Here is a 21,421-nt window from a genome sequence, read left to right as displayed (position 1 = left end):
AAAAAAGTTTTTATACCCATGTTATAAAAATGATTTTTTGGGCTTTTCTTGTTGTAATTGGAGCGATTTATTTTGGCAATATGTTTTTTGGGCAGTATTCTTTAGATACTTTATTGAGCTTAGAAAATACCAAAGAAGAGCTTAATAAAAAGATTATTTTGCTCAAAGAACAAAATGCTAAAGCACAAAAAGATTATTTTGAATTAAAAGGATTATACCCAAATGAAAACTAGAATTTTAGCAATATTTTTTATTTTTACCTCTCTTTTATATGCTGATGAAAATCCTTTCAAGACAGATCAAAATATAACCTTGGTTGCTCCACCTGAATTTCAAAAAGAGGAAGTTAAATTTAATTCTAGTGCAAGAATTTTAAAAAGCATTACTTTTAATTATATCAATTTAGACGGAAGTGAAGATAAGATCGATTTAGATGTCAATAAAAGTATTGATTGGCACGATACTTATACTATATCAAGATTTAAAAGCCCTGATCCTTCAAAAGTACTTGATGTTTCAGTTACTATACCTGAAAAAAATAGTTCTAAACAAGAATCAAACTCAACAGCCAATGTTGAAATACCTTTACAGGTTGCAAAGATTTATGATTTTATTTCTTACGCGGTTTATAAAAACAAAATAAAACTTAACACTAGTGATGAAATGATCACAGATTTTTCAGTAGGAAATCCAAGCAAAATCGTTATAGATTTTAGATCTAAAATGATTAGCCCTACAAAAAACATACGCCTTAGCAATTCTATTTTTAAACGCATAGACTTTGGATCTCATAAAGGATATTATCGACTTGTAATATATCTTGATGGAACTTATAATTATAATATTCAAAAAGATGCAACTGGATATATGATTAATCTGCTTTGATGAGATTTATTTTTTTAATATGTTGTGCTTGTTTAGTTTTTGCTAATGAAATTTTACTTCTTAGCAAATTCGATAAGCAAGATTTTAACTCTAAAGATTTTAATGCTTATTTGATGAGCGAAAAACTTGATGGAGTGCGTGGAATTTGGGATGGGAAATATCTAAAAACTCGCCAAAATTACCAAATAAAAACTCCTGACTTTTTTACAAAAAATTTCCCTCCTTTTGCTGTTGATGGTGAGCTTTGGATAGCAAGAAATAAATTTGATGAAATTTCAGCTTTAATTCGTAGTGGAGATAGCAATTTGACCTTATGGAAGGAAGTAACTTATAATATTTTTGATGTACCAAATGCTTGTGAAGAATTTCAAATTTCTACTTGCACTCTTAAAAATCGTTTGGCTGTTTTAGAAGAGTATTTGCAAAAATATCCTAGTGCCTATATAAAAATTATTCCTCAAATTCCAGTTGAAAATCAAAATAATTTAAATCAATTTTACGAAAGCATTATAAAAAATCAAGGTGAAGGTATTGTCATACGCAAAAATTTAAGTCCTTATGAAAAAGGCAGAAGTAAAAATGCTATGAAATTAAAACCCTATGATGATGCAGAGTGTGAGTTAGTAGGATTTCGCAAGGGCAAGGGTAAATTTGAAAATCAAGTAGGTGCCTTACTTTGTAAAATGCCTAATGGACAAATCATTAAAATAGGCAGTGGTTTAAAAGATGAAGATAGAAAAAATCCTCCAAAAATTGGTAGTATTGTGACTTATAAATTTAATGGATTGACCAAAAATTCCTTACCTCGCTTTCCGGTTTTTTTAAGAATAAGAGATGAAAATCCTTGACTTTAAAATTATTTTGTGATAAAATATTTCCTTTTATTTATTCGGGGTGTAGCGCAGTCTGGTTAGCGCACTTGGTTTGGGACCAAGGGGCCGAAGGTTCGAATCCTTTCACCCCGACCATTTTTTATAAATTTATACAAAATGGTGAGTGTAGCTCAGTCGGTTAGAGCATCAGATTGTGGTCCTGAGGGTCGTGGGTTCAATTCCCATCACTCACCCCACTAAGCGCTCGTAGCTCAACTGGATAGAGCGACAGACTTCGGATCTGTAGGTTATGGGTTCGATTCCTATCGGGCGCACCACCAAGATTTTATATGCGTTCATAGCTCAGCTGGATAGAGCAACGGCCTTCTAAGCCGTAGGTCAGAGGTTCGAATCCTCTTGGGCGTACCACTTTAGCGGATGTGGTGAAATTGGCAGACACGCCAGACTTAGGATCTGGTGCAGCAATGCGTGAAGGTTCAAGTCCTTTCATCCGCACCACTTACTTTTATCATTTTCAAACAAGAGTTGATTTCTCATAAATTTTTATTTCATTTTAAAATTTCTTATGATTGTTAGATAAAATGCAAATTTAATTTAGATAAATTTAAAAATTATCTTGCAAAAGATTTGAAAAATAATTAAAATATATAAAATTCAATTCAAGGAGATAAAATGAAAAAATTAGGTTTAGCGTTAGCAGCTTTAGTTGCTTTAAATGTGTCAGCATTTGCAGATTTGATAGTTATCAATAAAAAAGATTTAGTTCCAGTTTCAGCAAGTGAAATGCAAAACAAATATTTCCAAGAGAGCATCAAACCAATTATAGGTCAGCCACTTTTTAAAAAGGCAACTTTTTATGAAGCAGATATTGTTGCAAAAGTTGATCCAAGAACTTATAATTCAACTCAAGCTATAATACAAAAAATATATTCAGATAAAAGCAATTATGTTTATTATAAACAAGTTCTTATATTAACTAGTGATGGTAAAAGAGCTAAGCTCTCTACTCTTTCTTGCGAAATTGCAAGTTTTGATAAGAAGGGGTATTTATGTGGAGGAACAAGCGATCATAATTATTCTATTAAGTAAATATTGCAAATAAAAATCCGCCTTGAGTTTTCACTCTTGGCGGAAATCCACTATCAAAGGCTTTTAGAATGAAAAAACATTCTAAGCGTCTTAAAGTAGCATTATATCTAAATTTTAGGTTTTTTAAGTTAAAAATTTCTAGTTTTTTTAAATCGTTTTATCTTTATATATCTTTGCTGTAAAGATAAAATCAGCACTCATTAAAAATCTTTTTTTGATTAAATTTTTGTAAATTCATTTTTAGTGTTAAAAATGTGATGGTATTAACTTTATAAAAGTATTATTATATATTTTTTACTTAGGATAGCAATTATGAAAAAAACAATTTTAACCATTCTTTTTTTACTTACTCTTACGCAGGCTAAGGAAATACAAGTTTATGAAAGTCCTACTTGTGGCTGTTGTGATCTTTGGGCTGATTATATGAAAGCTAAGGGTTATGAGGTTAGTATTCATAAAACCAATGATTTTCTTAAAATCAAAGAAAAAATGGGTATAAAAGATGAGTATCAAAGTTGCCATACGGGTGTGATCGAAGGCTATGCTATTGAAGGGCATGTTCCTGAAAGTGCTGTAAGCTGGTTGCTTGAAAACAAACCTAAAGATGTTATAGGAATTTCAGCTCCTGGCATGCCGCAAGGAAGCCCAGGAATGGAACAAGGTTATAGTGAAAAATATCCTGTAATTTTGATGAAAAAAGATGGAAGCTATGAGCTTTATGGATATTTTATAGGAGATAAAAAGCTTTAAAGTAAATTTTTAGCTTTTTACTTTTTTGATTTCTTTTTCAAGTATGCTATAAGGAGTTAAGCCTATGAATTTTTCATCCATTTTTCCTTCTTTGAAAAAACTAAGTACAGGTACTCCATATATTTCCCCAATGGCACTTGAAAGGTATTTAGCTGCTCTTTTTTCATAAAACATTGCTAAATTAGATAAACCTTTTTCATCAGCCCAAGCTTTTGCATCATTTACATCATTTGCATCGCCTAAAACCACAAAGATATTAAAATCATAATTTTTAGCCAAATTCTTTAAAATAGGAATTTGTTCTTTACAAACTCCACAATCTTTTGTGAAAAATACTAAGGCAAAATTTTGTGCTTTATCATTTAGTTTTAGGCTGTTTTCAAAACCATTGTAGGCAAAATTATAGGTTTTATCACTATTTAAAGCTTTAAAATTTTCTCCACTATCACAAGCTACAAAAAATAAAGCTATGATTAAAGCAAAGAAATAAGCTTGGATTCGAAAAATTCCCATGGTTTTTCTCCTAAAATTCTATCTTTTATCATCCCATCTTTAATGATGATGGTAGTAGGGGTTGCAAACACAGCATAACGATCATTGGTGATTTTAAGATCGTCTTTTAAAACTTTTACATTTTTAAAGTCAAATTGTTCGGCTAAAACTTTAACCACATTGGCATTATCGATGGAATTTATAGCATAAACACTGATTTTATTGGGATGATTTTGTATGAATTCATCCAAAGAAGGGAGTTCTTTTAAACAAGAAGGGCAGCCATTTTGAAAAAAGACTAAGACTTTTAAACTTGTATTATCATCAGCAAGTTTTACAGCTTTTCCTAAAGTATCTTTAGCTGAAATTTCAGCGCTTTTTTCTCCAACTTTTCCAGTATCTTTTGAATTTTCAAAAGAACAAGCATTGAGCAAAAACAAAATGCTTAAGATTAAAAGGCTTTTTTTCATTTTAACACCCCATGTTGTAAGATAAGGGTTCGATCTGCGAATTTGGCTAAATCAGGATTGTGTGTGATTAAAACTATGGTTTTGCCTTCATTTTTTAATTTTTGCAAGGTTTGAAGAACGATTTGTTCATTGGCTTCATCTAAATTTCCTGTGGGTTCATCTGCGAGTAAAAGCTCTGGGTTGTTGATCAAAGCTCTTGCTATACAAACTCTTTGTTGTTCCCCGCCACTTAATTGGCTAGGTAAATGAGTGAGTCTATGTGAAAGTCCTACTTTTTCAAGAACCATTTTAGCATCTTCTTCATCTACGCTTGAGTGATAATACTGAGAGAGCATAACATTTTCTAAGGCGTTAAGATAGGGGATAAGATGAAATTGTTGAAAGACAAGTCCTATTTTTTCACGACGCAAGGTGATTTTTTGCTCTTCATCCATTTGCTCTAGGTTTTCATTGTCTAAGATATACTCTCCAGAGCTTGGAGTATCCATGAGTGATAGTATGTTTAAAAGCGTTGATTTTCCACTTCCTGATGGACCCATGATAGCAAGCCATTCTCCTTCATAGACGCTTAAGTTGATATTGTTTAAGGCTTTAACTTTGCCAAATTCTTTATTTAAATTGTTTATTTTAATAAGTTCTTTTTTCATCATTCACCTTTCAAATTTTCACACACATTGATTTTTAATGCTCTTTTTATAGGAAAAAATGCAGCCAAAAAGGCAAAAATCAAAGAAATGATTAAGGCTATAAAAACAGCTATAAATCTAAAATCAATACTAGAATTAAAAATCAAATAACCAAAGACATTGGCTAAAAATATCCCACAAAAAGCTCCGATTAAACTAGCAAAAAAACTTACTATAAAGCATTCACTAGCAAAAAGTTTAAAAATTTCACTTTTTTTTGCACCCAAGGCTAAACGCAGTGCGATTTCTTTTTTGCGAGAAAATATAATAGAACTTAAGGTCGTATTAACGCTAGTAGTGACTATGATCAATACTACAAGTATGATTAAAAACATTAAAGCTTTGATTTTTCCAAGTACTAAACCTTCGCTTAAGGATACTGAAGATATAGGTTTTGCATCGATGAATTCATTGTTGATTGCTTGTGTTTTGGCTTTAACTTCATCAAAATTTCCATAAACTACAGCATTAGCATAGTTAATACCGGCTCTATCGCTTAAATTTTGCACCACGCTTAAAGGGGCTAAAACAATGCTATCAAATTCATCATTGCTTGAAAGTATGCCTTTTATGGTAAGTTTTATGCTTTTTCCGTTGTTTGGATTGTAAATTTGAAGTTCATTGCCTGTTTTTAGGCCTAGTTGCTTGGCTAAATTAACCCCTAAAAAGGCTGAATTTTCATCAAAATCATTTAGAGAAAAGCTTCCTTCTTTAACTTCTAAAAAAGGTTTAGTGATTTTTAAAGCCCTAAAATCAGTGCCTAAAACCACTCCGCTTGTACTGCCTAAATTTAAAAAATCATACAAAAAAGGAGTTAAAGCTCTAGCCTTTAAATTTTCTTTTATTTTTTCATACTCAGCATTGGAGATAAAATTTTCATCCTGTTTAGGGCTTATCATTACATTTGCTCCATAAGCTTTTAATTCTTTAGAAAGTTTGGTGTCAATATCAAAATAAATATTTAAAAAAGCTGAGCAAGTAAGTGCTCCTATAAAAACACTTAAAACTATTATAAAAAGTCTTTGATAAGAAAAGCTAATGCTTTTAAAAAGCTCATTAAGGAAAAACTTATCTACCATAAAGCACTCCTGCAGCTGAAAGTTGTGTGATATTTTTTATAGGAAGCAAGCAACCTAGTAAGGCAATAAGTCCTGCAAAAATAAAGCTTAAAGGTAAAGCTATAAAGGCTATATCAATAAAATATCCAAAAATGCTAAGGCTGATGATTTGAGAAAGGGCTGTGCCAAAAATAAAGCCAAATAAAGCAGCAAATAAAGCTACGATTAAATTTTCACTAGCAAAGATGAGATAAATTTGAAAAGTATTAGCACCAAGTACTTTTAAAAGTCCTATTTCTTTCTTTCTGCGATGAATTTCAGAGCTCATCAGGCTTGAAATCGCAATGCTTGCAACAATAAGACAAATAATGCAAGTAATGCCCATTAGGGATTGGATCTTTTTAACCACCAAGCTTTGAGCATCGCTTATAGCATTTAGAGCTTTTGCATCAGCACCTGGTAAGCCATCGCTAATTTGACTAGCGATTGAGCCTACATAGGCTGAGCAATACCATTTGTCATATTCTAACTGATCTAATTTTTCTTCTCCCATGCGACGCACTTTTTCAGAAAGGGCTGATTCAGGTATGGTAAAAGCTCTTACTTCTGCACTTGAGTAAAGCCCTTGTTTGTTGAGTAAATCTTGAGCTAAATTTAAAGGAGCGATGATTTTATTTGACATTTTAGGATTGGCATGAAGTAAAATGCCTACGATTTTTACTTCTTTGCTTTGATTGTTTTCTCCTTTGAGTTTGATAGTATCTCCTAATTTTAGTTTATTGTTTTTAGCAAAGTCTTCGCCTAGCATGATTTCATTGCTATCATCTTTTGCCCATTCTCCTTGCACTGCTAAATAAGGATAAAGACTTTTTATACCTGTGATAAAATCATCATCATCTTTAATTTTTATGGCTTTTTGAAAATAAGTGCCATAAATAAGTGCTTTTTGCTGGGAGTTTTCAATGGTGATTTTACCTTCTAAAAAAGGAGCAAGTGCGGTGATGTTGTTACGCCAATAAATGTCTTTAATCATATATAAATTTTTTTCTTCTAGGTAGTTTTTGTTTTTTAAGGGTTCATAAAGTTCATTACCTATTTCTATACTAAGGCTTGAGCCTTTGGGTAAAACAAGGATATTAGAGCCATAGCTTTTGAGTTGTTTGGTTACTTCATCGCCTATACTTAGGGTAATATTTAGCATAGTAGAGAGCAAAAGCGTGGCTAAAAAACAAGTAAGAAAGGCTAAAAATTTTTGAATTTTGTTTTTAAATATAGAGTTAAAAATCATTTTAGCCAACATCGTTTCTCCTTTGGATTAAAAACTTCGCTTCGTTTTCTTCTACATATTTTGTAGGATCTTTTTTAAATTCTTCATAGTTGTTTTGATTTGAAAAATAATAAGTAATCCCTTTATAGCTATAAGAAAAAGGAGCTTGGGTGTTTATAATTTTTGTTTTTGATACAGGATCTTGCACTTCAATTTCCTTGATTTGACTAAAATAATTAGATCCTGCTATTACATCTTTAACATCTATGGTGATTTTTTTACCATCGTATTCGTATTTGAGTGGGATAGGATTGCAACCCCCGCTTTTGCCTACACTAGGCAAGAAAATACGCACATTGCAAGAAATGCAAATGAGTTGTCCATCTTTTTTGATATAACCCATATCTCCACAAATCATACAAGCATCAAAAACAGCTACAGGAGAATCCCTATCTTCTCTTTTGTTGATAAGAAAAAACCTTATCACTTTACCTTCAGCACTGATATAAGCAAAGCGGTGAAGTTTGTTGTCCCTTAAAAGAGCTATATCAAAGATAAATTTGCCATTCTTATCGGGTAAAATTTCTTTAGGCTCATCTATGGTTAAAGGCTTAGAGCTTACCATAAAAAAGTATAAAATAATGCAAAAACTTATAACACAGGAGATAAAAACACTGGAAAAATAACGATTAATAAGACTTGTTTTAGCTTCGTTTTTGCGATAATTTATATCTAAAATTTGTTTTTTGCTTATATTTTTTTTGCGAATTTTTAAGCTTAAGAATGCTAAAAAAGCGATGAAAATTAAATAAACATAAATTCCAAAAACACCAAAATAATTACTTTTTCCTACAAAACTCACCAAAAAAGTATGAGTTTCTATGATGGAATTTCGCATTAAAGTAAGCAAGATATTGGCTAGAGCTTTATCGCTTTCTATAAGGATAAGCAGTAAAAACAGCATAAAGCTTGTTTTTTGATTAAAATTTTTTTGCCATTTTAAAAAGCAGAAAATCAAAATACAAGCAAGCAAGGCTAAAGCAATAAAACCTAAAGAACTTATACCTTCGCTATCGATTAAAGAGCTAGTAAAAATAGGGAAATCTTGACTTAAAAAATAATAATGCAAAGCGGTGCAAAAACTTAAAATTCCCAATAAAATAAAATTTAAAATTTCAATTTTTTTCCAAAAATAAAATATAAAGCTTACTAGCAATAAACCTATAAAAACAAAATCAAAATTAAAGATTAAATTTTCGGTTTTTAAAAATTGTGCTGCGATAAAAAAAGCAAAATATCCAAATAAAAAGCCCAAAAAAACTACTAAAAAACTTTTAAAAATATATTTTTTATCAGGAGTGATAAAGGCCATTAAAATACTTAGCGGTAAAACACTGATAAGAAAATGCACAAAATATATACTCATAATTTACTCTTTAAACATTGTTATTTTAATTTTCAAATAAAAATAAAAATATTTAAACACTCGGAAAATCCGAGTGTAAAATCATTTTGGCGTGCCTGTGTATTTGAATTTATAATCTACTTTAAAAGGTTCAAACCACTTACCCACGCCTGTTTCTTCATCAACATGGCGTCCAAAACCTTGTTTTTCTGGATTTGAGATATAAAAAGTAAGTTCATAATTTCCTACGCCAAAGCCACCTTTTTTATCTTTTTCCATAGCGATATTTGCGCCATAGTGAGGACCATCATCAGCCACCATAGGCATCAAAGTTCCGCGTTTAATCGCACCTGTGTCGGTATTTTTAAGTTCATAGGCTATGGTTAAATAAGGCATCCAAAAACCTTCTGGAAAACCATTTGGATTGTTTTTAAGTGCGTGAATGTCAGCTTCTAGGTGAATATCTGCTAAAGATGCAGCTAAATCAATACCTCTTGGTTCCATTTCAATAGGTTGTAAATAAACAGCGGCTATTTCCATACCATTAAGTTCTTTTGGATCACCGATTGGCACTTCGCCTGCAAATAAATTTGTACTAATAACCGCAGCTGCAGCAACTACTGATAAAACTTTTTTTATCATGATTTTACTCCTTTTTTTGAAATTTGTTTTGTTATTAAAATGCCAATAATTAGCATGATCAAAACTATAAATTGAGGGATTAAGGTTTCATAGTAAGGATAAATTCCAAGCCATAAAATCGGTTCAAAATTCATAGGTATAAGACTAGGAATAATGACTTTTCCTTCTATGAGTTCAGCTATGCCTTTGCCTGTAAAAACAAAAACCATGTAAAAAATAATGTAAGAAGTGATATAGAAAAATTGTTTTACAGGTATGCGAATGGCTCCTGCTTTTAAAAGAAAATATAAAACAATAAGTATTAAAATTCCAAGTCCAAGCCCACCAAAAACAGCACTAAAATCAGTGCTTGTTTTAGCATCAAAAAGCAAGGCTTGATAAAAAAGCACAGTTTCTGCACCTTCTCTATAAACAGCTAAAAATACGGTGATCCAAAGGGTTTTTGCACTATTGTTTGATATAGCATCTATAGCACCTTGTTTGATAAAGCTTGTCCATTTTTTATTTTGTGCGTTTGAAAGTAACCAAAAGCCCACATAAAAGAGTAGCAATACGGCTATAAGCATGGTAATACCCTCTATAAGCTCTCTACTTTGTCCTGCGTTTTCTTTAAACAGCCAAGAAACTCCAAAAGCGGTAACAAAACTTAAAATCACTCCTGTAAAAAGAGCACTATAGGCGATATTTAGGCGATTTTTATTACCACTTTGCACAAGATAAGAAACAATGGCTACAACGATAATCAAAGCTTCCAATCCTTCACGGATAATAATGCCTAAAGCCCATATAAATAGCGAATAAGGAGTAGAATCTTGAATTTTGTCCACGCTGCTTGCTATGAGTTGTTCTAAGTCATTAAAAGTAGCTTCAAGCTCTTTTTTATCTGCACTTGCTTTAATCAGTGCTACGCCTTTGGAAAATAAACTTTCTATTTTAAGTTTTAAGCCGCTATCTACAGCACCGATTTTATTTTCCATACCGCTTGCTTCAAAAATATCTAGATAAATTCCTTGTAAATCATCTACTATAGAAGCGCTAAAGCCATCATAATTTTTTAAAATTCCATCTAAAGCAAGTTTGATATCATTAGAAACTTTGGCATAATCTTTGCCTTTTGTTTCATCATTAAAGCCTGAAATTTGCAAACTTGAAAGTTCTGAATTTGGAATTTGTAAGAAAACATCAAAAATTTGTTCTTCTATGTTATCTAAGCCATCTCTTAAGCCTTTCTCATCTATTTTTGCATCGTTGATTTGGCGTATAAGAGTGCGTATGGCTTGTTGAATTTTTTGATCGTTTCCTGCTTTGGTAAATTTATTTACTAAAATTTCTACTTTGGTATTGCGATAATCGCTAAATAAGGCATCATTTAAAAAATCTTTACTAGCTTGGTAGTTTTTTTCTTTAAAAGCATTAGCCGCCTGTGAAAATTTGGTAGAGATATTATCTAGTATAAATTGCAATCTTGCATCCATTGCAGCAGCAGCTTGTAAATCAGCGCTTGCATTATTGTCTGTAAGTTTACTTGTGTCGTTGTTTGCAGGTGTATTAGGAGTTTGAGTGCCTAAAGAACTTTGTGCTAAATCTTTTTTATCCATACTCATCATTTGTGCGATTAAAGCTTCTGCATCAGCTTCGCGTTTGGCATTGGCTTCTAGGCTTGATTTTTCAGCTTTAGCCTTATCATAGTTTGTATCGCTTGCTTCTGCTTTTAAACGATATCCATTTTGTAAGATTGGGGCTACTTCATCAAGATCATAATAAAGACTATCAATTAAAGCATTAATTTGTGTTAAAGGAGCTTCATCTTTATACATGCGACGCAAATTTACAAATTTACGCTCCATGGTGATGGCTTTTCTTCCTATGTTTCTTCCTATAGGGCCTTCCATATTTTCAAAATGTTGAAAATACGCATCTTCGCTAAGCTTTTTAGCACCTAGATTATCACCCTTTTTGTAAGTTTCTATGCTTTGTTTTAGCATATCTTTGATAAGATTTGCTTCATTAATATAATCATCTACTCTAGCAAAAGCTGAGCTTGATAAAAAAATACTTATAATTAAAAATATAATTTTAAAAATTTTCATTATCATTACCCTTGGTTTTTGATAAAAATAATATTTATTATCAAAATAAATAATGGCTAGTATAATATTAAAAATCTTAAATAGAACTAAAAAATAAGCTTTTGTATCGATAATATTTTTTATTAATTATATTTAAGATATATTTTAATAAATTTTTAAATATATCTTATTTTTGTGATTTAATATGGGTTGTTTTTAAGTATCGCAAGATTTTCTTCTAAGCTATGCACTTTGGGATATTGTTTTTGTATTTTTAATTTTTCATTTTTTAGTGTTTTAAAAGCTTAATAAAAATCAAAAAATCATTTATTGTATTCTTCAAGGAGATGGTTATAGCATATTTTAGATTAAGCAGATATATCCAAAAGTTTATCTTTTTTGTTGGTATCTGTGTCTGTAGAATTGCTATTGTCTTTATTTGCTTCTTCTTTCTCAGCTTTAGCTTCTACTTTTTCTTTTTTTTCTTGAAATTTTAAAGTTGAAGTTATATTAATTCTTTTACTTTCAAAATTTGTATCTACTATTCCCCTACAAGGTGTATTAAGTAACATTAGCAAACTCCTATATAATTGCAATAGCTTTTTAAGTTGTAATTTTTGATTATATTATAAATCGTATAAATAAGATAAAACTTAAATTTATTGAAATAAATTTTTATCCATTTAATTCGCTTTTAAAAGCATCAATCATTTATATTTTGCTTATTGTTTCATAGTGTAAAAATTTTTAAAATAGGGTTTTATCTTAAAAAATTTATGATTTTTAATTTCAGATATTGGTTCCCTTGAAAAATTTTAAAAAGTTTAGTAAAAAATATTAAGTTTTAAAAATATCATCCGATTTAAATAAAGTCTTAAGACTCAATCTAAAAGGAGGATGATATGGTTTCAGATGTTTCTATGGGTAATACTAATTTAATGACTGCTGTTAATACTTCAGTTTTGAAAAAATCTATGGACACAAACGAGGCATTGATGAATGAACTCATCGAAGGTATGGAAGGTGTCTCTCAAGCCTCCGCTCCACAAGCTTCTAGCTCTAGTGGTTTGGATATTTACGCTTAAATATCTTAAGAACAAGCTTAAGAACTTTTTGGTATCTTGGGCTTGTTTTTTAAATAATTATTTCTTTAGTATTTTTTCGTTATAATTTTGCCATTTTATTTATCGTATTAAATTTTTACAAATATTTACTTAGGAGCAAGGATGCAAATGATAAAGAAGATGGTTTTAAGTGAAACTTTCCCTGGTATTTTGCTTATATTTTTTACATTTTTAGCTTTATTATGTAAAAATTCTTCTTTAAGTGTTATTTATACAGATTTTTTTCATGCTAATTTTACAGTAGGATTTGATCATTTTCAAATTTCAAAGTCGTTGGATTTATGGATAAATGATGGTTTGATAGCTATATTTTTTCTATGTATAGGGCTTGAGTTAAAATATGAAATTTTACGTGGGCAACTTAAAAATATAAGAGCTGTATCTTTACCTATATTTGGAGCTTTAGGGGGTATGATTACTCCGGCTTTAATTTTTATTGCTATTAATTATTCTCATGATTTTGCTATGAAAGGTTGGGCAATACCTACAGCAACTGATATAGCTTTTGCAGTGGGTATTTTAATGCTTTTAGGAAATAAAATTCCTACAAGTTTAAAACTTTTTTTACTCTCTTTAGCTATTTTTGATGATTTGGGCGCTATTGTTATTATTGCTTTATTTTATACAGATCAGCTTTCAGCTTTGGCAATTATTATTTGTTTGTTTTGTATATTTGCTCTGCTTTTGTTAAATTATTATCACATCACCCATCTTTCTTTGTACGTGTTGGTAGGTGTTGTGTTGTGGATAGCTATGCTTAAAAGTGGAGTGCATGCAACTTTGGCTGGTGTGATCATTTCTTTGTTTATACCTCTTGATACAAAAAATAAAAAACCTTATTTACATGAAGTTCTTAAGGATTTAAATCCTTGGGTAGTTTATTTTATTTTACCTTTATTTGCTTTTGCCAATGCTGGAATTGATATTAGAGATATGCATCTTGGTTCGGTATTTTCGCCTGTAAGCCTTGGAATTATTCTAGGATTATTTTTAGGAAAGCAACTAGGTGTTTTTACTTTTTGTTTTATTGCTATCAAACTTAAGCTTGCAAAACTACCTGAAAATATTAAATATGGAAAATTTTATGGTATATGTATTTTAACAGGCATTGGTTTTACAATGAGTTTGTTTATTGATGGTTTGGCCTATAAAAATAGTGATATTTTTGAACATGCGGATAAGCTTGCTATTTTAATAGCTAGTTTTTTAAGTGCCATTGTTGGCTTTATTTATCTTAAGATTGTTAAATGAATAATATAGTACATAAATTAAAAACTTTAGTTTTAAATGAGGCTTTTGGTGGTGTTTTACTTATAGTTTGTACTTTGCTTGCTTTGTTTGTACAAAATGGATCTTTTAGCGAACATTATCGAGAATTTCTAAATTTAAAAGTCGGATTTAGTGTGGGTGAATTTGAGCTTAATAAACCTTTTTTGCTTTGGATAAATGATGGGCTTATATCTATATTTTTCTTTGCTATAGGGCTTGAGCTTAAGAAGGAATTTTTGCATGGGGATTTTAAAAATCCTAAAAATATTGTTTTACCTTTTATGGCTGCTTTAGGAGGTATACTTATACCTGCGATGTTGTTTGCTTTGGTGAATATAGGAGATGCTTATACCTTAAAAGGTTGGGCTATACCTACAGCTACAGATACAGCGTTTGCTTTAGCGATTTTAATGATGTGTGGTAAGCATATTCCATCAAGTTTAAAAATTTTCTTACTTTCTTTGGCTATTTTTGATGATGTGGGTGCTATTTTAATTATAGCTATTTTTTATACGACAAAATTATCAATAGTTGCTTTTGTCGTTGCAGGAATTGCTATTTTGGTAATGCTTGTTTTAAATATTTTAGGAATAACAAGAAAGTCTTTTTATTTTATTTGCTCAGTTATTCTTTGGATTAGTGTTTTAAAAAGTGGTGTGCATGCAACTTTGGCTGGAATCATAACAGCATTTTTTATACCGATGCAAACTAAAAATGGAGAAGCATTTTTAGAAGAAATCTATGAAAGTCTAAAATTTTGGCTCGCTTTTGTTATTTTGCCTTTATTTGCTTTTGCTAACGCTGGGGTAAATTTATCCAATATCGACATAGGAGCAATTTTTTCAGGTGTAAGTATAGGTATTTTCTTGGGGCTTTTTGTGGGTAAACAAGTGGGTGTATTTTTGTTTTCTTATTTGGCAATCCGCTTTAAATTTGCAGCCTTGCCTCAAGGTTCAAATTTGAAACAACTTTATGGGGTTTGTATACTTACAGGTATTGGTTTTACAATGAGTTTGTTTATCGATGGCTTGGCGTATGAAGTCAGTGATATTTTTAATTATGCAGATAATTTAGCTATTCTTATAGCTTCATTTTGTTCTGGGATTTGGGGTTTTATTTATCTTAAATTCTTTGCTACTCGATCTTAAGGGGACTGATGAGGCATATTTTTTTCATCATCACGATTGTATTCTTTATAAGTGGATGTAGTTTTTATCAGAATTTAAACTATACTCGTCCGATTTATAATACAAATAAAGAAACAAAACTTAAGACTATAGCAAATGAATGGAAAAAAACTCCTTATGTTTTAGGTGGAACTACTAAAAAAGGTGCTGATTGTTCAGGATTTACACAGAGTGTATTAGCTCAGCTTAATATACGCATACCTCGCACTACAAAAACTCAATTAGGTTCTGGGAGAAAAGTTTCTAAATCAAAATTGCAAACAGGAGATTTGGTATTTTTTAAGACAGGTAGAGGGCCAAATGGTATGCATGTTGGTATTTATACGAGCAAGGGAAAATTTATACATTTATCTACTAAAGGTGGAGTAAAAGAAGTCGAGTTAAATAGTTCTTATTGGAAGGCTCGTTATATAGGAGCAAGAAGGTATTAAAGTGAAAATAGGTGTATTTGATAGCGGAGTAGGGGGGCTTAGTGTTTTAAAATCTCTTTATGAAGCTAGACTGTTTGATGAAATTATCTATTATGGAGATACCGCAAGAGTTCCTTATGGGGTGAAAGATAAAGATACTATTATAAAGTTCTGTCTTGAAGCATTGGAATTTTTTGAACAATTCCAAATTGATATGCTTATCATTGCATGTAATACTGCTAGTGCTTATGCTTTAGATGCTTTAAAAGCAAAAGCACATTTTCCGGTATATGGCGTAATTGATGCAGGGGTTGAAGCAACGATAAAAGCTTTACATGATAAAAATAAAGAAATTTTAGTCATTGCAACAAAAGCAACCATTAAATCAGAAGAATACCAAAAGCGTTTATTATCTCAAGGATATACAAATATAAATGCTTTAGCTACAGGGCTTTTTGTGCCTATGGTTGAAGAAGGTATTTTTGAAGGAGATTTTTTGCAAAGTGCTATGGAGTATTATTTTAAAAATATCACAATTCCAGATGCTTTGATACTCGCTTGCACTCATTTCCCTTTACTAGGTCGTTCTTTAAGTAAGTATTTTGGCGATAAAACAAAATTAATTCATTCAGGAGATGCTATAGTTGAATTTCTTAAAGAAAGAGAAAATATAGATTTGAAAAATCATAAAGCAAGATTGCATTTTTATGCTTCAAGCGATGTTGAATCTTTAAAAAATACTGCTAAAATTTGGCTAAATTTATAAGGAAATAAAATGATAGAATTGAAAAAACCAGATGAAATAGAAAAATTAAGAATAGCAAATCAAATTGTAGCAAAAACTTTAAATTTTTTAGAGAATGAAATTAAAATAGGAATGAGTTTAAAACAAATTGATAAAATGGCAGAAGATTATATTTTAAGCCTTGGTGCCAAGCCATCATTTAAAGGACTTTATGGTTTTCCAGGTGCTATTTGCACATCTTTAAATCAAGTTTGTATCCATGGAATTCCAGATGATAAAATTATCAAAGAGGGTGATATTTTAGGTCTTGATGTGGGAAGTTTGATTGATGGGTATTATGGGGATGCAGCAAGAACCATTGCTATAGGAGAAGTTTCACCCACTGATAAAGCTTTAATCTCTTGTGCTAAAGACGCGTTATATCATGCTATAGATATTATTCATGATGGAATGCGTTTTAAGGAACTTTCAGCTGCTTTAGGCGAATTTATCCATGCAAGAGGTTTTGTCCCGCTTCGTGGATATTGTGGACATGGTATAGGACGAAAGCCCCATGGAGAGCCTGAAATTTTAAACTATTTAGAAAAAGGTGCGAGTGCAAAAAGTGGCCCTAAAATTAAAAATGGAATGGTGTTTTGTATAGAGCCTATGATATGCCAAAAAGATGGAACACCAAAACATTATAATGGAAAATGGGATGCTGGAAGTATTGATGGGCTTAATGCGGCTCATTATGAACATTGTGTTGCTGTGATTAATGGGCGTGCTGAAATTCTTTCTATGATATGATATTAAATTATAAAAATAATATTTTTTTCTTAAAATCCTAAAAATTTAAAATTTTTTAAATAATATTGTAGTAATATTCTTTAATAATTTAAGTTACTAAATAATATTTTTATAATATATTAAGTGTTATTAGAATAAAGTGTCACATCGTATTAAACTAAAACATAAATATGGTTTAGATAATTTAATAATTTTTATTAAATTATCTAAATATTTATTTTAGTTTAAAGAGATCTTTTAAGATCTCGTTTGGGTTAGGCTATTTCCCTCCCCCTTTTTATTCGTAGCCTAACTCTCTTTTAGAGTTTGGAAAATCTCTTTAAGCTAAAATATATTATATTTGCTTAAAGAGAACAAATGATTACTATTCTTATTTAAATAAATTTTTAAAATCCATTGTAGAGTTATAAATTCCAGCATTATCCATAGTTTCGCCCATGGTGATTGCGGTTGCTAACTCTGATAGAATGATTTTTATTTCATCTCTTTTATCTTGTATATAGGCCAATACACCTTCGTAATTACTTGTTTGAAGAATTAAAAGTGGATTAGCAATTTCAAATTCAAAAAGTTTTTTACCAACATAAACATTGAAAATATTTCCAAAAAGGGCTGTTCCCATGAAAGAGCAGTTTTGTATAAGTTGTGATGCTGTGGCATCAAGAGTTCTTTTTTGCATATCATCTGAATTTTCATCTATTCTTTCTAGAATGCTTTTTTCTATTTTTTTTAAAGACATATCAAGTACTTGAAGTGCTCCTATAAAATCATTTGCATCATTGATTTGAGAGCAAATTTGATTTGCTTTAAATTCATTCACGCTTTGAATTTCACCTAAGTGTTTTTTAAATATATCTAAATCACTTTTCATTGTTTACCTTTCAAAAATATTGCTAAATATTTAAAAAGCAAAAAGTGTTCCTAAATTAGGATAAATTAGAATTTACCCAAAAAACAATCTCATTTCCAATTTTATTTAAGGCTTTTTGAAAAGCATTATAAGTAGAGCGGATATCTTTTTTTTCTATTTTTTCTTTAGTATTGAAAATTTTATGAGCTATTATTTGATTGTTTTCAAGATTTATGAAATTTACGCTTATAGAAATTTGAGCGTAGTTTTCATTGTTGTTAAGAATTTGTTCAAAAGAGTTAATCCTGCTTTCAAGGGTATAATCCGCATTTAAAGAGCTTGTTGAAGAAAGTAAGGTTGTAAAAATATTGCTTTGTTCAAATTTTGATAAAATTAAAAAAGAATAAAGATTGCTTGGTAAGTCTCCCCAGAAATAATGTGCGTATTTGTTGCTAAAACCATTATCTATATAAACAATAGCTCGCGAGTTTAAATACCAAGGTGCATTTGCATTGCGAATTTTAAGAATTTTACCGGTTTTTTTAAAAAAAATATTTGAGTCTATTCCTTCATCTTTTAATATGATATTTTCATTTTTGTTGATGGTTTCGTGTCTTAAAGAGCATCCGCATAATATAAAAATAAAAGTCAAAATATAGAATAATTGCTTTAGCATTATTTTTCTCCTGGTCCTAGTTTAGGTTTAGTTTCTTTAAAAATCAAATCAGCAGGGCTGTTTTGTAAATTTTCTATTAGAATATTGCTTTCAATTAAAATTCGTTTAAAAAGCTCTAAATTTTGCATCAAAGATGCTTTAATATCATCATAAGTGTTTAATTTTTCATCAGCTTTTTTTATGAATTTTTTTAAAATCATCGTACTTTCTTTTATGTCTTTAAGACTGGAGTTGAAATTTTGCGCACTAAGGCTTATATTATCAGCCATTTTTCCTATTTTTAAACTTGCGTTTGAAAGATTAAGGCTTAAATTTTTAGAATTAGCGTTTAAATTTGCACTTAATTCTGCTAGATTTTGCAAAAGGATTTCTAGATTTTTAAGATTTTTTTCGCTTAAAAGTTCTTTTGATTTATCATCGGCCGTTTTAACTAAAGAAAAAATATGTTCACTTTGTCTATCTATGGTTGCTAAAAAACTTTCTTTAAAAGGAATGACTGGAAGTTTTCCCTGTATAGATACTAAATCTTTGCTATTTTTACTTCCGCCTTGAAGTTGGACAAATTTAAGTCCTGTGATACCTTGAAGTTGCAAAGTAGCAAAGGTGTCTTCTTTTATAGGGGTATTGTTTTTGACCTTGATGCGTATGTTAACGCCGAGCTCATCTTGATTGTAAATGCTGATTTCTTCTACGCTACCTACTTCCACGCCCAAAAGCCTTACGGGTGCTTTTATGCCAAGTCCTGCAACAGATTCTTGTGTGTGAATTTCATAATACTTAAAACTTTCTTCTTTAGAGTATCCCCCAAGCCAAAGTATGAAACCAAGACTTGCAAAAAATACTCCAAAAACAAAAAGTCCTACAAAAAAATAATTTGCTCTATTTTCCACTTTTACTCCATAAATCTTTTAAAAAGTCGTTCATTTTGCAAGCGTAATTCTTCATAAGTACCGCAAAATCCAACTTTTTTATTCTCTAAAATGATAAAGCGATCGAGTAAATTTTTCATACTTTCTTTATCATGTGTAACCAAAATGATATTTAAATCAAAGCTTTTTTTTAACTCTAAAACCAAATCGTCAAATTCGCGACTACTATGAGGGTCAAGTCCTGAAGTAGGTTCATCTAAAAAAAGCAATTTACTATCAAGTGCTAAAGCTCTAGCAATTGCCACTCTTTTTTGCATACCGCCACTAAGTTCACTTGGAAATTGTTTTAAAACACTTTCGTTTAAGCCTACCATTTTTAGCTTCATTAAAACCAGTTCTTGTATGCTATTTTCATCTAAATGAGTGTATTCTTTTAAAGGAATGGCTATATTTTCATAAACATTAAAAAAGCTAAAAAGTGCAGCAAACTGAAAAACCACACCCCATTTTTTACGCAAAGCAAGTGCATCTTCTTCGTTGATATTTTTAAGTTTATAGCCTAAAATTTCATATTCTCCACCATCAAAATGTTCAAGCATAAGCATTTGTTTTAAAAGGACGGATTTTCCACTTCCACTACCTCCTAAAATACCAAAAATTTCTTTTTTTTTGATTTCAAAACTTACGCCATCATGGACGATTTTTTCTCCAAATTTTGTAATGATATTTTGTGCTTTAATAACCATTTAAATTCCTGCAGAAGTTAGAATAACAGAGAATAAAGCATCAAAAGCTATCACCCAAAAAATAGCATTTACAACGCTTTTTGTGGTATAAATTCCTATGCTTTGTGTAGTGTTTTTTACCTCAAAACCACGAAAACAAGCAATAAGCCCTATTAAAAATCCAAAAATAGGTGCTTTTGCAAGTCCTATAAAGATATGTTTTATATCTACAGCTTCTCTAAAGCGTCTTAAAAATTCGGCAATTGAAATATCAAGATTTAATTTTGCAACCATCATTCCACCTATAATACTGATTGCATCGCTAATGGCAACGATTAAAGGCATAGCCACTACCAAAGCCATAACACGTGGAATAATAATAAATTCAAAAGAACGAAAACCCATAGTATTCATAGCTGCAATTTCATCAGTAATTTTCATCACTCCAATTTGTGCGGTATAAGAGCTTGCACTTCTTCCTGCGATCACTATGGCAGCGATTAAAGGTGCAAGTTCTCTAGTGGCTGAAATTCCCATCAAATCTACTATGAAAATATTGGCTCCAAATTGTGCGAGTTGATAAGCGGCCTGATAGGCTAAAACCACTCCTACTAAAAGAGCAGTTAAAATAACTATAGGCAAGGCTTTAAAAGCAGAATTTTCTATATGATATAAAAAAGCAATAAAGCGAAAATTTTTAGGATTTTTAAGGCATAAAAAAAGACTTGTGAAAAAAGCTCCTGTGAAATTGATGAATTTTCTTAAAATTTTTAAAAGTTCTAAACTTAATTTTCCAAGATCGATAAAGTATTCACTGAAATTTTTATGTGATTTTTTTGTTTTGCTTAGTCTTTGGTAGTTTTTTTCACAAAGTTCAAAAAGGGTTTGAAAGCGTGAATTTAAGCCTTCTTTGGTGATTTTAATATTTTTATCTTTAAGGTCATTTTCCAAAGCAAGGAAAAATCTCACTCCAGCGGTATCGATTGCTTTTAGATCTTTAAAATCAAAAATCACTTCCTTGCTTTGAATCAAAGCTAAAAAATCTTTTATTTTTAACTTATAAATACTTGTTTTATCCCAAATTCCAAAGATAAAAAGAGTGTTGTTTTGAAATTTGAAATTTGTATTCAT

Annotated in this window: 25 protein-coding genes and 5 tRNA genes; 16 read left to right on the top strand and 14 right to left on the bottom strand. The window is 30.5% G+C overall.

Features of this window, described 5'->3' with window-relative positions:
* The first annotated feature begins 29 nt into the window (after positions 1-29).
* From ELQ12_RS05485 to ELQ12_RS05440, 10 genes are all read left to right on the top strand, one after another.
* On the top strand, positions 30-233 hold the full coding sequence (locus tag ELQ12_RS05485; RefSeq protein ID WP_002839177.1) for a hypothetical protein: 204 nt from the start codon (positions 30-32) through the stop codon (positions 231-233).
* Entirely contained in the window at positions 223-885 is a 663-nt protein-coding gene (gene cgpA, locus ELQ12_RS05480; protein WP_002851387.1) for a glycoprotein CgpA, read from the top strand. The genes ELQ12_RS05485 and cgpA overlap by 11 nt, the downstream gene beginning before the upstream one ends.
* Entirely contained in the window at positions 885-1,733 is an 849-nt protein-coding gene (locus tag ELQ12_RS05475) for a DNA ligase (RefSeq protein WP_044778096.1), read from the top strand. The genes cgpA and ELQ12_RS05475 overlap by 1 nt, the downstream gene beginning before the upstream one ends.
* Before the next feature lie 42 nt (positions 1,734-1,775).
* Positions 1,776-1,853 (top strand) — tRNA-Pro (locus ELQ12_RS05470).
* Between the two features lie 24 nt (positions 1,854-1,877).
* Positions 1,878-1,954: transfer RNA gene (locus ELQ12_RS05465), tRNA-His, on the top strand.
* Between the two features lie 4 nt (positions 1,955-1,958).
* Positions 1,959-2,035 (top strand) — tRNA-Arg (locus ELQ12_RS05460).
* 14 nt (positions 2,036-2,049) lie between these two features.
* Positions 2,050-2,126: transfer RNA gene (locus ELQ12_RS05455), tRNA-Arg, on the top strand.
* Positions 2,127-2,131: 5 nt separating this feature from the next.
* Positions 2,132-2,216, top strand: a tRNA-Leu gene (locus ELQ12_RS05450).
* Between the two features lie 174 nt (positions 2,217-2,390).
* Complete coding sequence (locus tag ELQ12_RS05445) at positions 2,391-2,807, top strand: hypothetical protein (RefSeq protein WP_052858739.1); 417 nt, start codon at positions 2,391-2,393, stop codon at positions 2,805-2,807.
* Positions 2,808-3,119: 312 nt separating this feature from the next.
* Positions 3,120-3,557, top strand: coding sequence for a DUF411 domain-containing protein (locus ELQ12_RS05440; protein WP_070252311.1), 438 nt, complete (start codon positions 3,120-3,122; stop codon positions 3,555-3,557).
* 9 nt (positions 3,558-3,566) lie between these two features.
* On the opposite strand, the gene traF is transcribed toward ELQ12_RS05440, so the two are convergent.
* The 9 genes from traF to ELQ12_RS05395 form a co-directional block, all read right to left on the bottom strand.
* Positions 3,567-4,070, bottom strand: coding sequence for a conjugal transfer protein TraF (gene traF / locus ELQ12_RS05435; RefSeq protein WP_134264620.1), 504 nt, complete (start codon positions 4,068-4,070; stop codon positions 3,567-3,569).
* Positions 4,031-4,519 carry a TlpA disulfide reductase family protein gene (locus ELQ12_RS05430; RefSeq protein ID WP_002851267.1) on the bottom strand — a complete coding sequence of 163 codons (489 nt, stop codon included), beginning with the start codon at positions 4,517-4,519 and terminating at the stop codon, positions 4,031-4,033. The genes traF and ELQ12_RS05430 overlap by 40 nt, the downstream gene beginning before the upstream one ends.
* Positions 4,516-5,169 carry an ABC transporter ATP-binding protein gene (locus ELQ12_RS05425; protein WP_002860103.1) on the bottom strand — a complete coding sequence of 218 codons (654 nt, stop codon included), beginning with the start codon at positions 5,167-5,169 and terminating at the stop codon, positions 4,516-4,518. The genes ELQ12_RS05430 and ELQ12_RS05425 overlap by 4 nt, the downstream gene beginning before the upstream one ends.
* Positions 5,166-6,284 carry an FtsX-like permease family protein gene (locus tag ELQ12_RS05420; RefSeq protein ID WP_002862294.1) on the bottom strand — a complete coding sequence of 373 codons (1,119 nt, stop codon included), beginning with the start codon at positions 6,282-6,284 and terminating at the stop codon, positions 5,166-5,168. Before ELQ12_RS05420 ends, ELQ12_RS05425 begins: the two co-directional genes overlap by 4 nt.
* Positions 6,274-7,563, bottom strand: a complete 1,290-nt coding sequence (locus ELQ12_RS05415) for an ABC transporter permease (protein ID WP_126249714.1) — start codon at positions 7,561-7,563, stop codon at positions 6,274-6,276. Before ELQ12_RS05415 ends, ELQ12_RS05420 begins: the two co-directional genes overlap by 11 nt.
* Complete coding sequence (locus tag ELQ12_RS05410) at positions 7,553-8,956, bottom strand: Fe-S-containing protein (RefSeq protein ID WP_134264619.1); 1,404 nt, start codon at positions 8,954-8,956, stop codon at positions 7,553-7,555. The genes ELQ12_RS05415 and ELQ12_RS05410 overlap by 11 nt, the downstream gene beginning before the upstream one ends.
* A gap of 81 nt (positions 8,957-9,037) precedes the next feature.
* Positions 9,038-9,577, bottom strand: a complete 540-nt coding sequence (locus ELQ12_RS05405; RefSeq protein WP_002778842.1) for an iron transporter — start codon at positions 9,575-9,577, stop codon at positions 9,038-9,040.
* Positions 9,574-11,667: an FTR1 family protein gene (locus tag ELQ12_RS05400; RefSeq protein WP_134264618.1), complete on the bottom strand. Its 2,094-nt coding sequence runs from the start codon at positions 11,665-11,667 to the stop codon at positions 9,574-9,576. The genes ELQ12_RS05405 and ELQ12_RS05400 overlap by 4 nt, the downstream gene beginning before the upstream one ends.
* Positions 11,668-12,014: 347 nt before the next feature.
* Positions 12,015-12,218 carry a hypothetical protein gene (locus ELQ12_RS05395; protein WP_070261504.1) on the bottom strand — a complete coding sequence of 68 codons (204 nt, stop codon included), beginning with the start codon at positions 12,216-12,218 and terminating at the stop codon, positions 12,015-12,017.
* Between the two features lie 330 nt (positions 12,219-12,548).
* Between ELQ12_RS05395 and ELQ12_RS05390 the strand changes: the two genes are divergently transcribed.
* The 6 genes from ELQ12_RS05390 to map all read left to right on the top strand — a co-directional run bounded on the left by ELQ12_RS05390 (position 12,549) and on the right by map (position 17,170).
* On the top strand, positions 12,549-12,731 hold the full coding sequence (locus tag ELQ12_RS05390; RefSeq protein WP_070298609.1) for a YjfB family protein: 183 nt from the start codon (positions 12,549-12,551) through the stop codon (positions 12,729-12,731).
* Positions 12,732-12,872: 141 nt separating this feature from the next.
* On the top strand, positions 12,873-14,021 hold the full coding sequence (nhaA, locus tag ELQ12_RS05385; RefSeq protein ID WP_038816440.1) for a Na+/H+ antiporter NhaA: 1,149 nt from the start codon (positions 12,873-12,875) through the stop codon (positions 14,019-14,021).
* Positions 14,018-15,187, top strand: coding sequence for a Na+/H+ antiporter NhaA (nhaA, locus tag ELQ12_RS05380; protein ID WP_134264617.1), 1,170 nt, complete (start codon positions 14,018-14,020; stop codon positions 15,185-15,187). Before nhaA (ELQ12_RS05385) ends, nhaA (ELQ12_RS05380) begins: the two co-directional genes overlap by 4 nt.
* An 8-nt stretch (positions 15,188-15,195) precedes the next feature.
* On the top strand, positions 15,196-15,657 hold the full coding sequence (locus ELQ12_RS05375) for a C40 family peptidase (RefSeq protein ID WP_053872195.1): 462 nt from the start codon (positions 15,196-15,198) through the stop codon (positions 15,655-15,657).
* Between the two features lies 1 nt (position 15,658).
* Entirely contained in the window at positions 15,659-16,402 is a 744-nt protein-coding gene (gene murI, locus ELQ12_RS05370; protein WP_070239894.1) for a glutamate racemase, read from the top strand.
* A gap of 9 nt (positions 16,403-16,411) precedes the next feature.
* Positions 16,412-17,170, top strand: coding sequence for a type I methionyl aminopeptidase (gene map / locus ELQ12_RS05365; RefSeq protein ID WP_002856112.1), 759 nt, complete (start codon positions 16,412-16,414; stop codon positions 17,168-17,170).
* 370 nt (positions 17,171-17,540) lie between these two features.
* On the opposite strand, the gene ELQ12_RS05360 is transcribed toward map, so the two are convergent.
* The 5 genes from ELQ12_RS05360 to ELQ12_RS05340 are packed head-to-tail and all read right to left on the bottom strand — an operon-like array spanning position 17,541 to position 21,421.
* The gene (locus tag ELQ12_RS05360; RefSeq protein WP_002871263.1) at positions 17,541-18,041 is read right to left on the bottom strand and encodes a flagellar FLiS export co-chaperone; all 501 of its coding nucleotides are present in this window, start codon (positions 18,039-18,041) and stop codon (positions 17,541-17,543) included.
* A 55-nt stretch (positions 18,042-18,096) separates the two neighbouring features.
* Positions 18,097-18,696, bottom strand: coding sequence for an ABC-type transport auxiliary lipoprotein family protein (locus ELQ12_RS05355; RefSeq protein WP_134264616.1), 600 nt, complete (start codon positions 18,694-18,696; stop codon positions 18,097-18,099).
* Positions 18,696-19,586 carry an MlaD family protein gene (locus ELQ12_RS05350; protein ID WP_070239892.1) on the bottom strand — a complete coding sequence of 297 codons (891 nt, stop codon included), beginning with the start codon at positions 19,584-19,586 and terminating at the stop codon, positions 18,696-18,698. Before ELQ12_RS05350 ends, ELQ12_RS05355 begins: the two co-directional genes overlap by 1 nt.
* Positions 19,587-19,588: 2 nt before the next feature.
* Positions 19,589-20,311, bottom strand: coding sequence for an ATP-binding cassette domain-containing protein (locus ELQ12_RS05345; RefSeq protein ID WP_134264615.1), 723 nt, complete (start codon positions 20,309-20,311; stop codon positions 19,589-19,591).
* Complete coding sequence (locus ELQ12_RS05340; RefSeq protein ID WP_070275275.1) at positions 20,312-21,421, bottom strand: MlaE family lipid ABC transporter permease subunit; 1,110 nt, start codon at positions 21,419-21,421, stop codon at positions 20,312-20,314.

Origin of the sequence: Campylobacter sp. US25a (assembly GCF_004379075.1) — a bacterium.
Taxonomy (GTDB): Bacteria; Campylobacterota; Campylobacteria; order Campylobacterales; family Campylobacteraceae; genus Campylobacter_D; species Campylobacter_D jejuni.
This window is presented reverse-complemented; position numbering and strand designations above follow the sequence as displayed.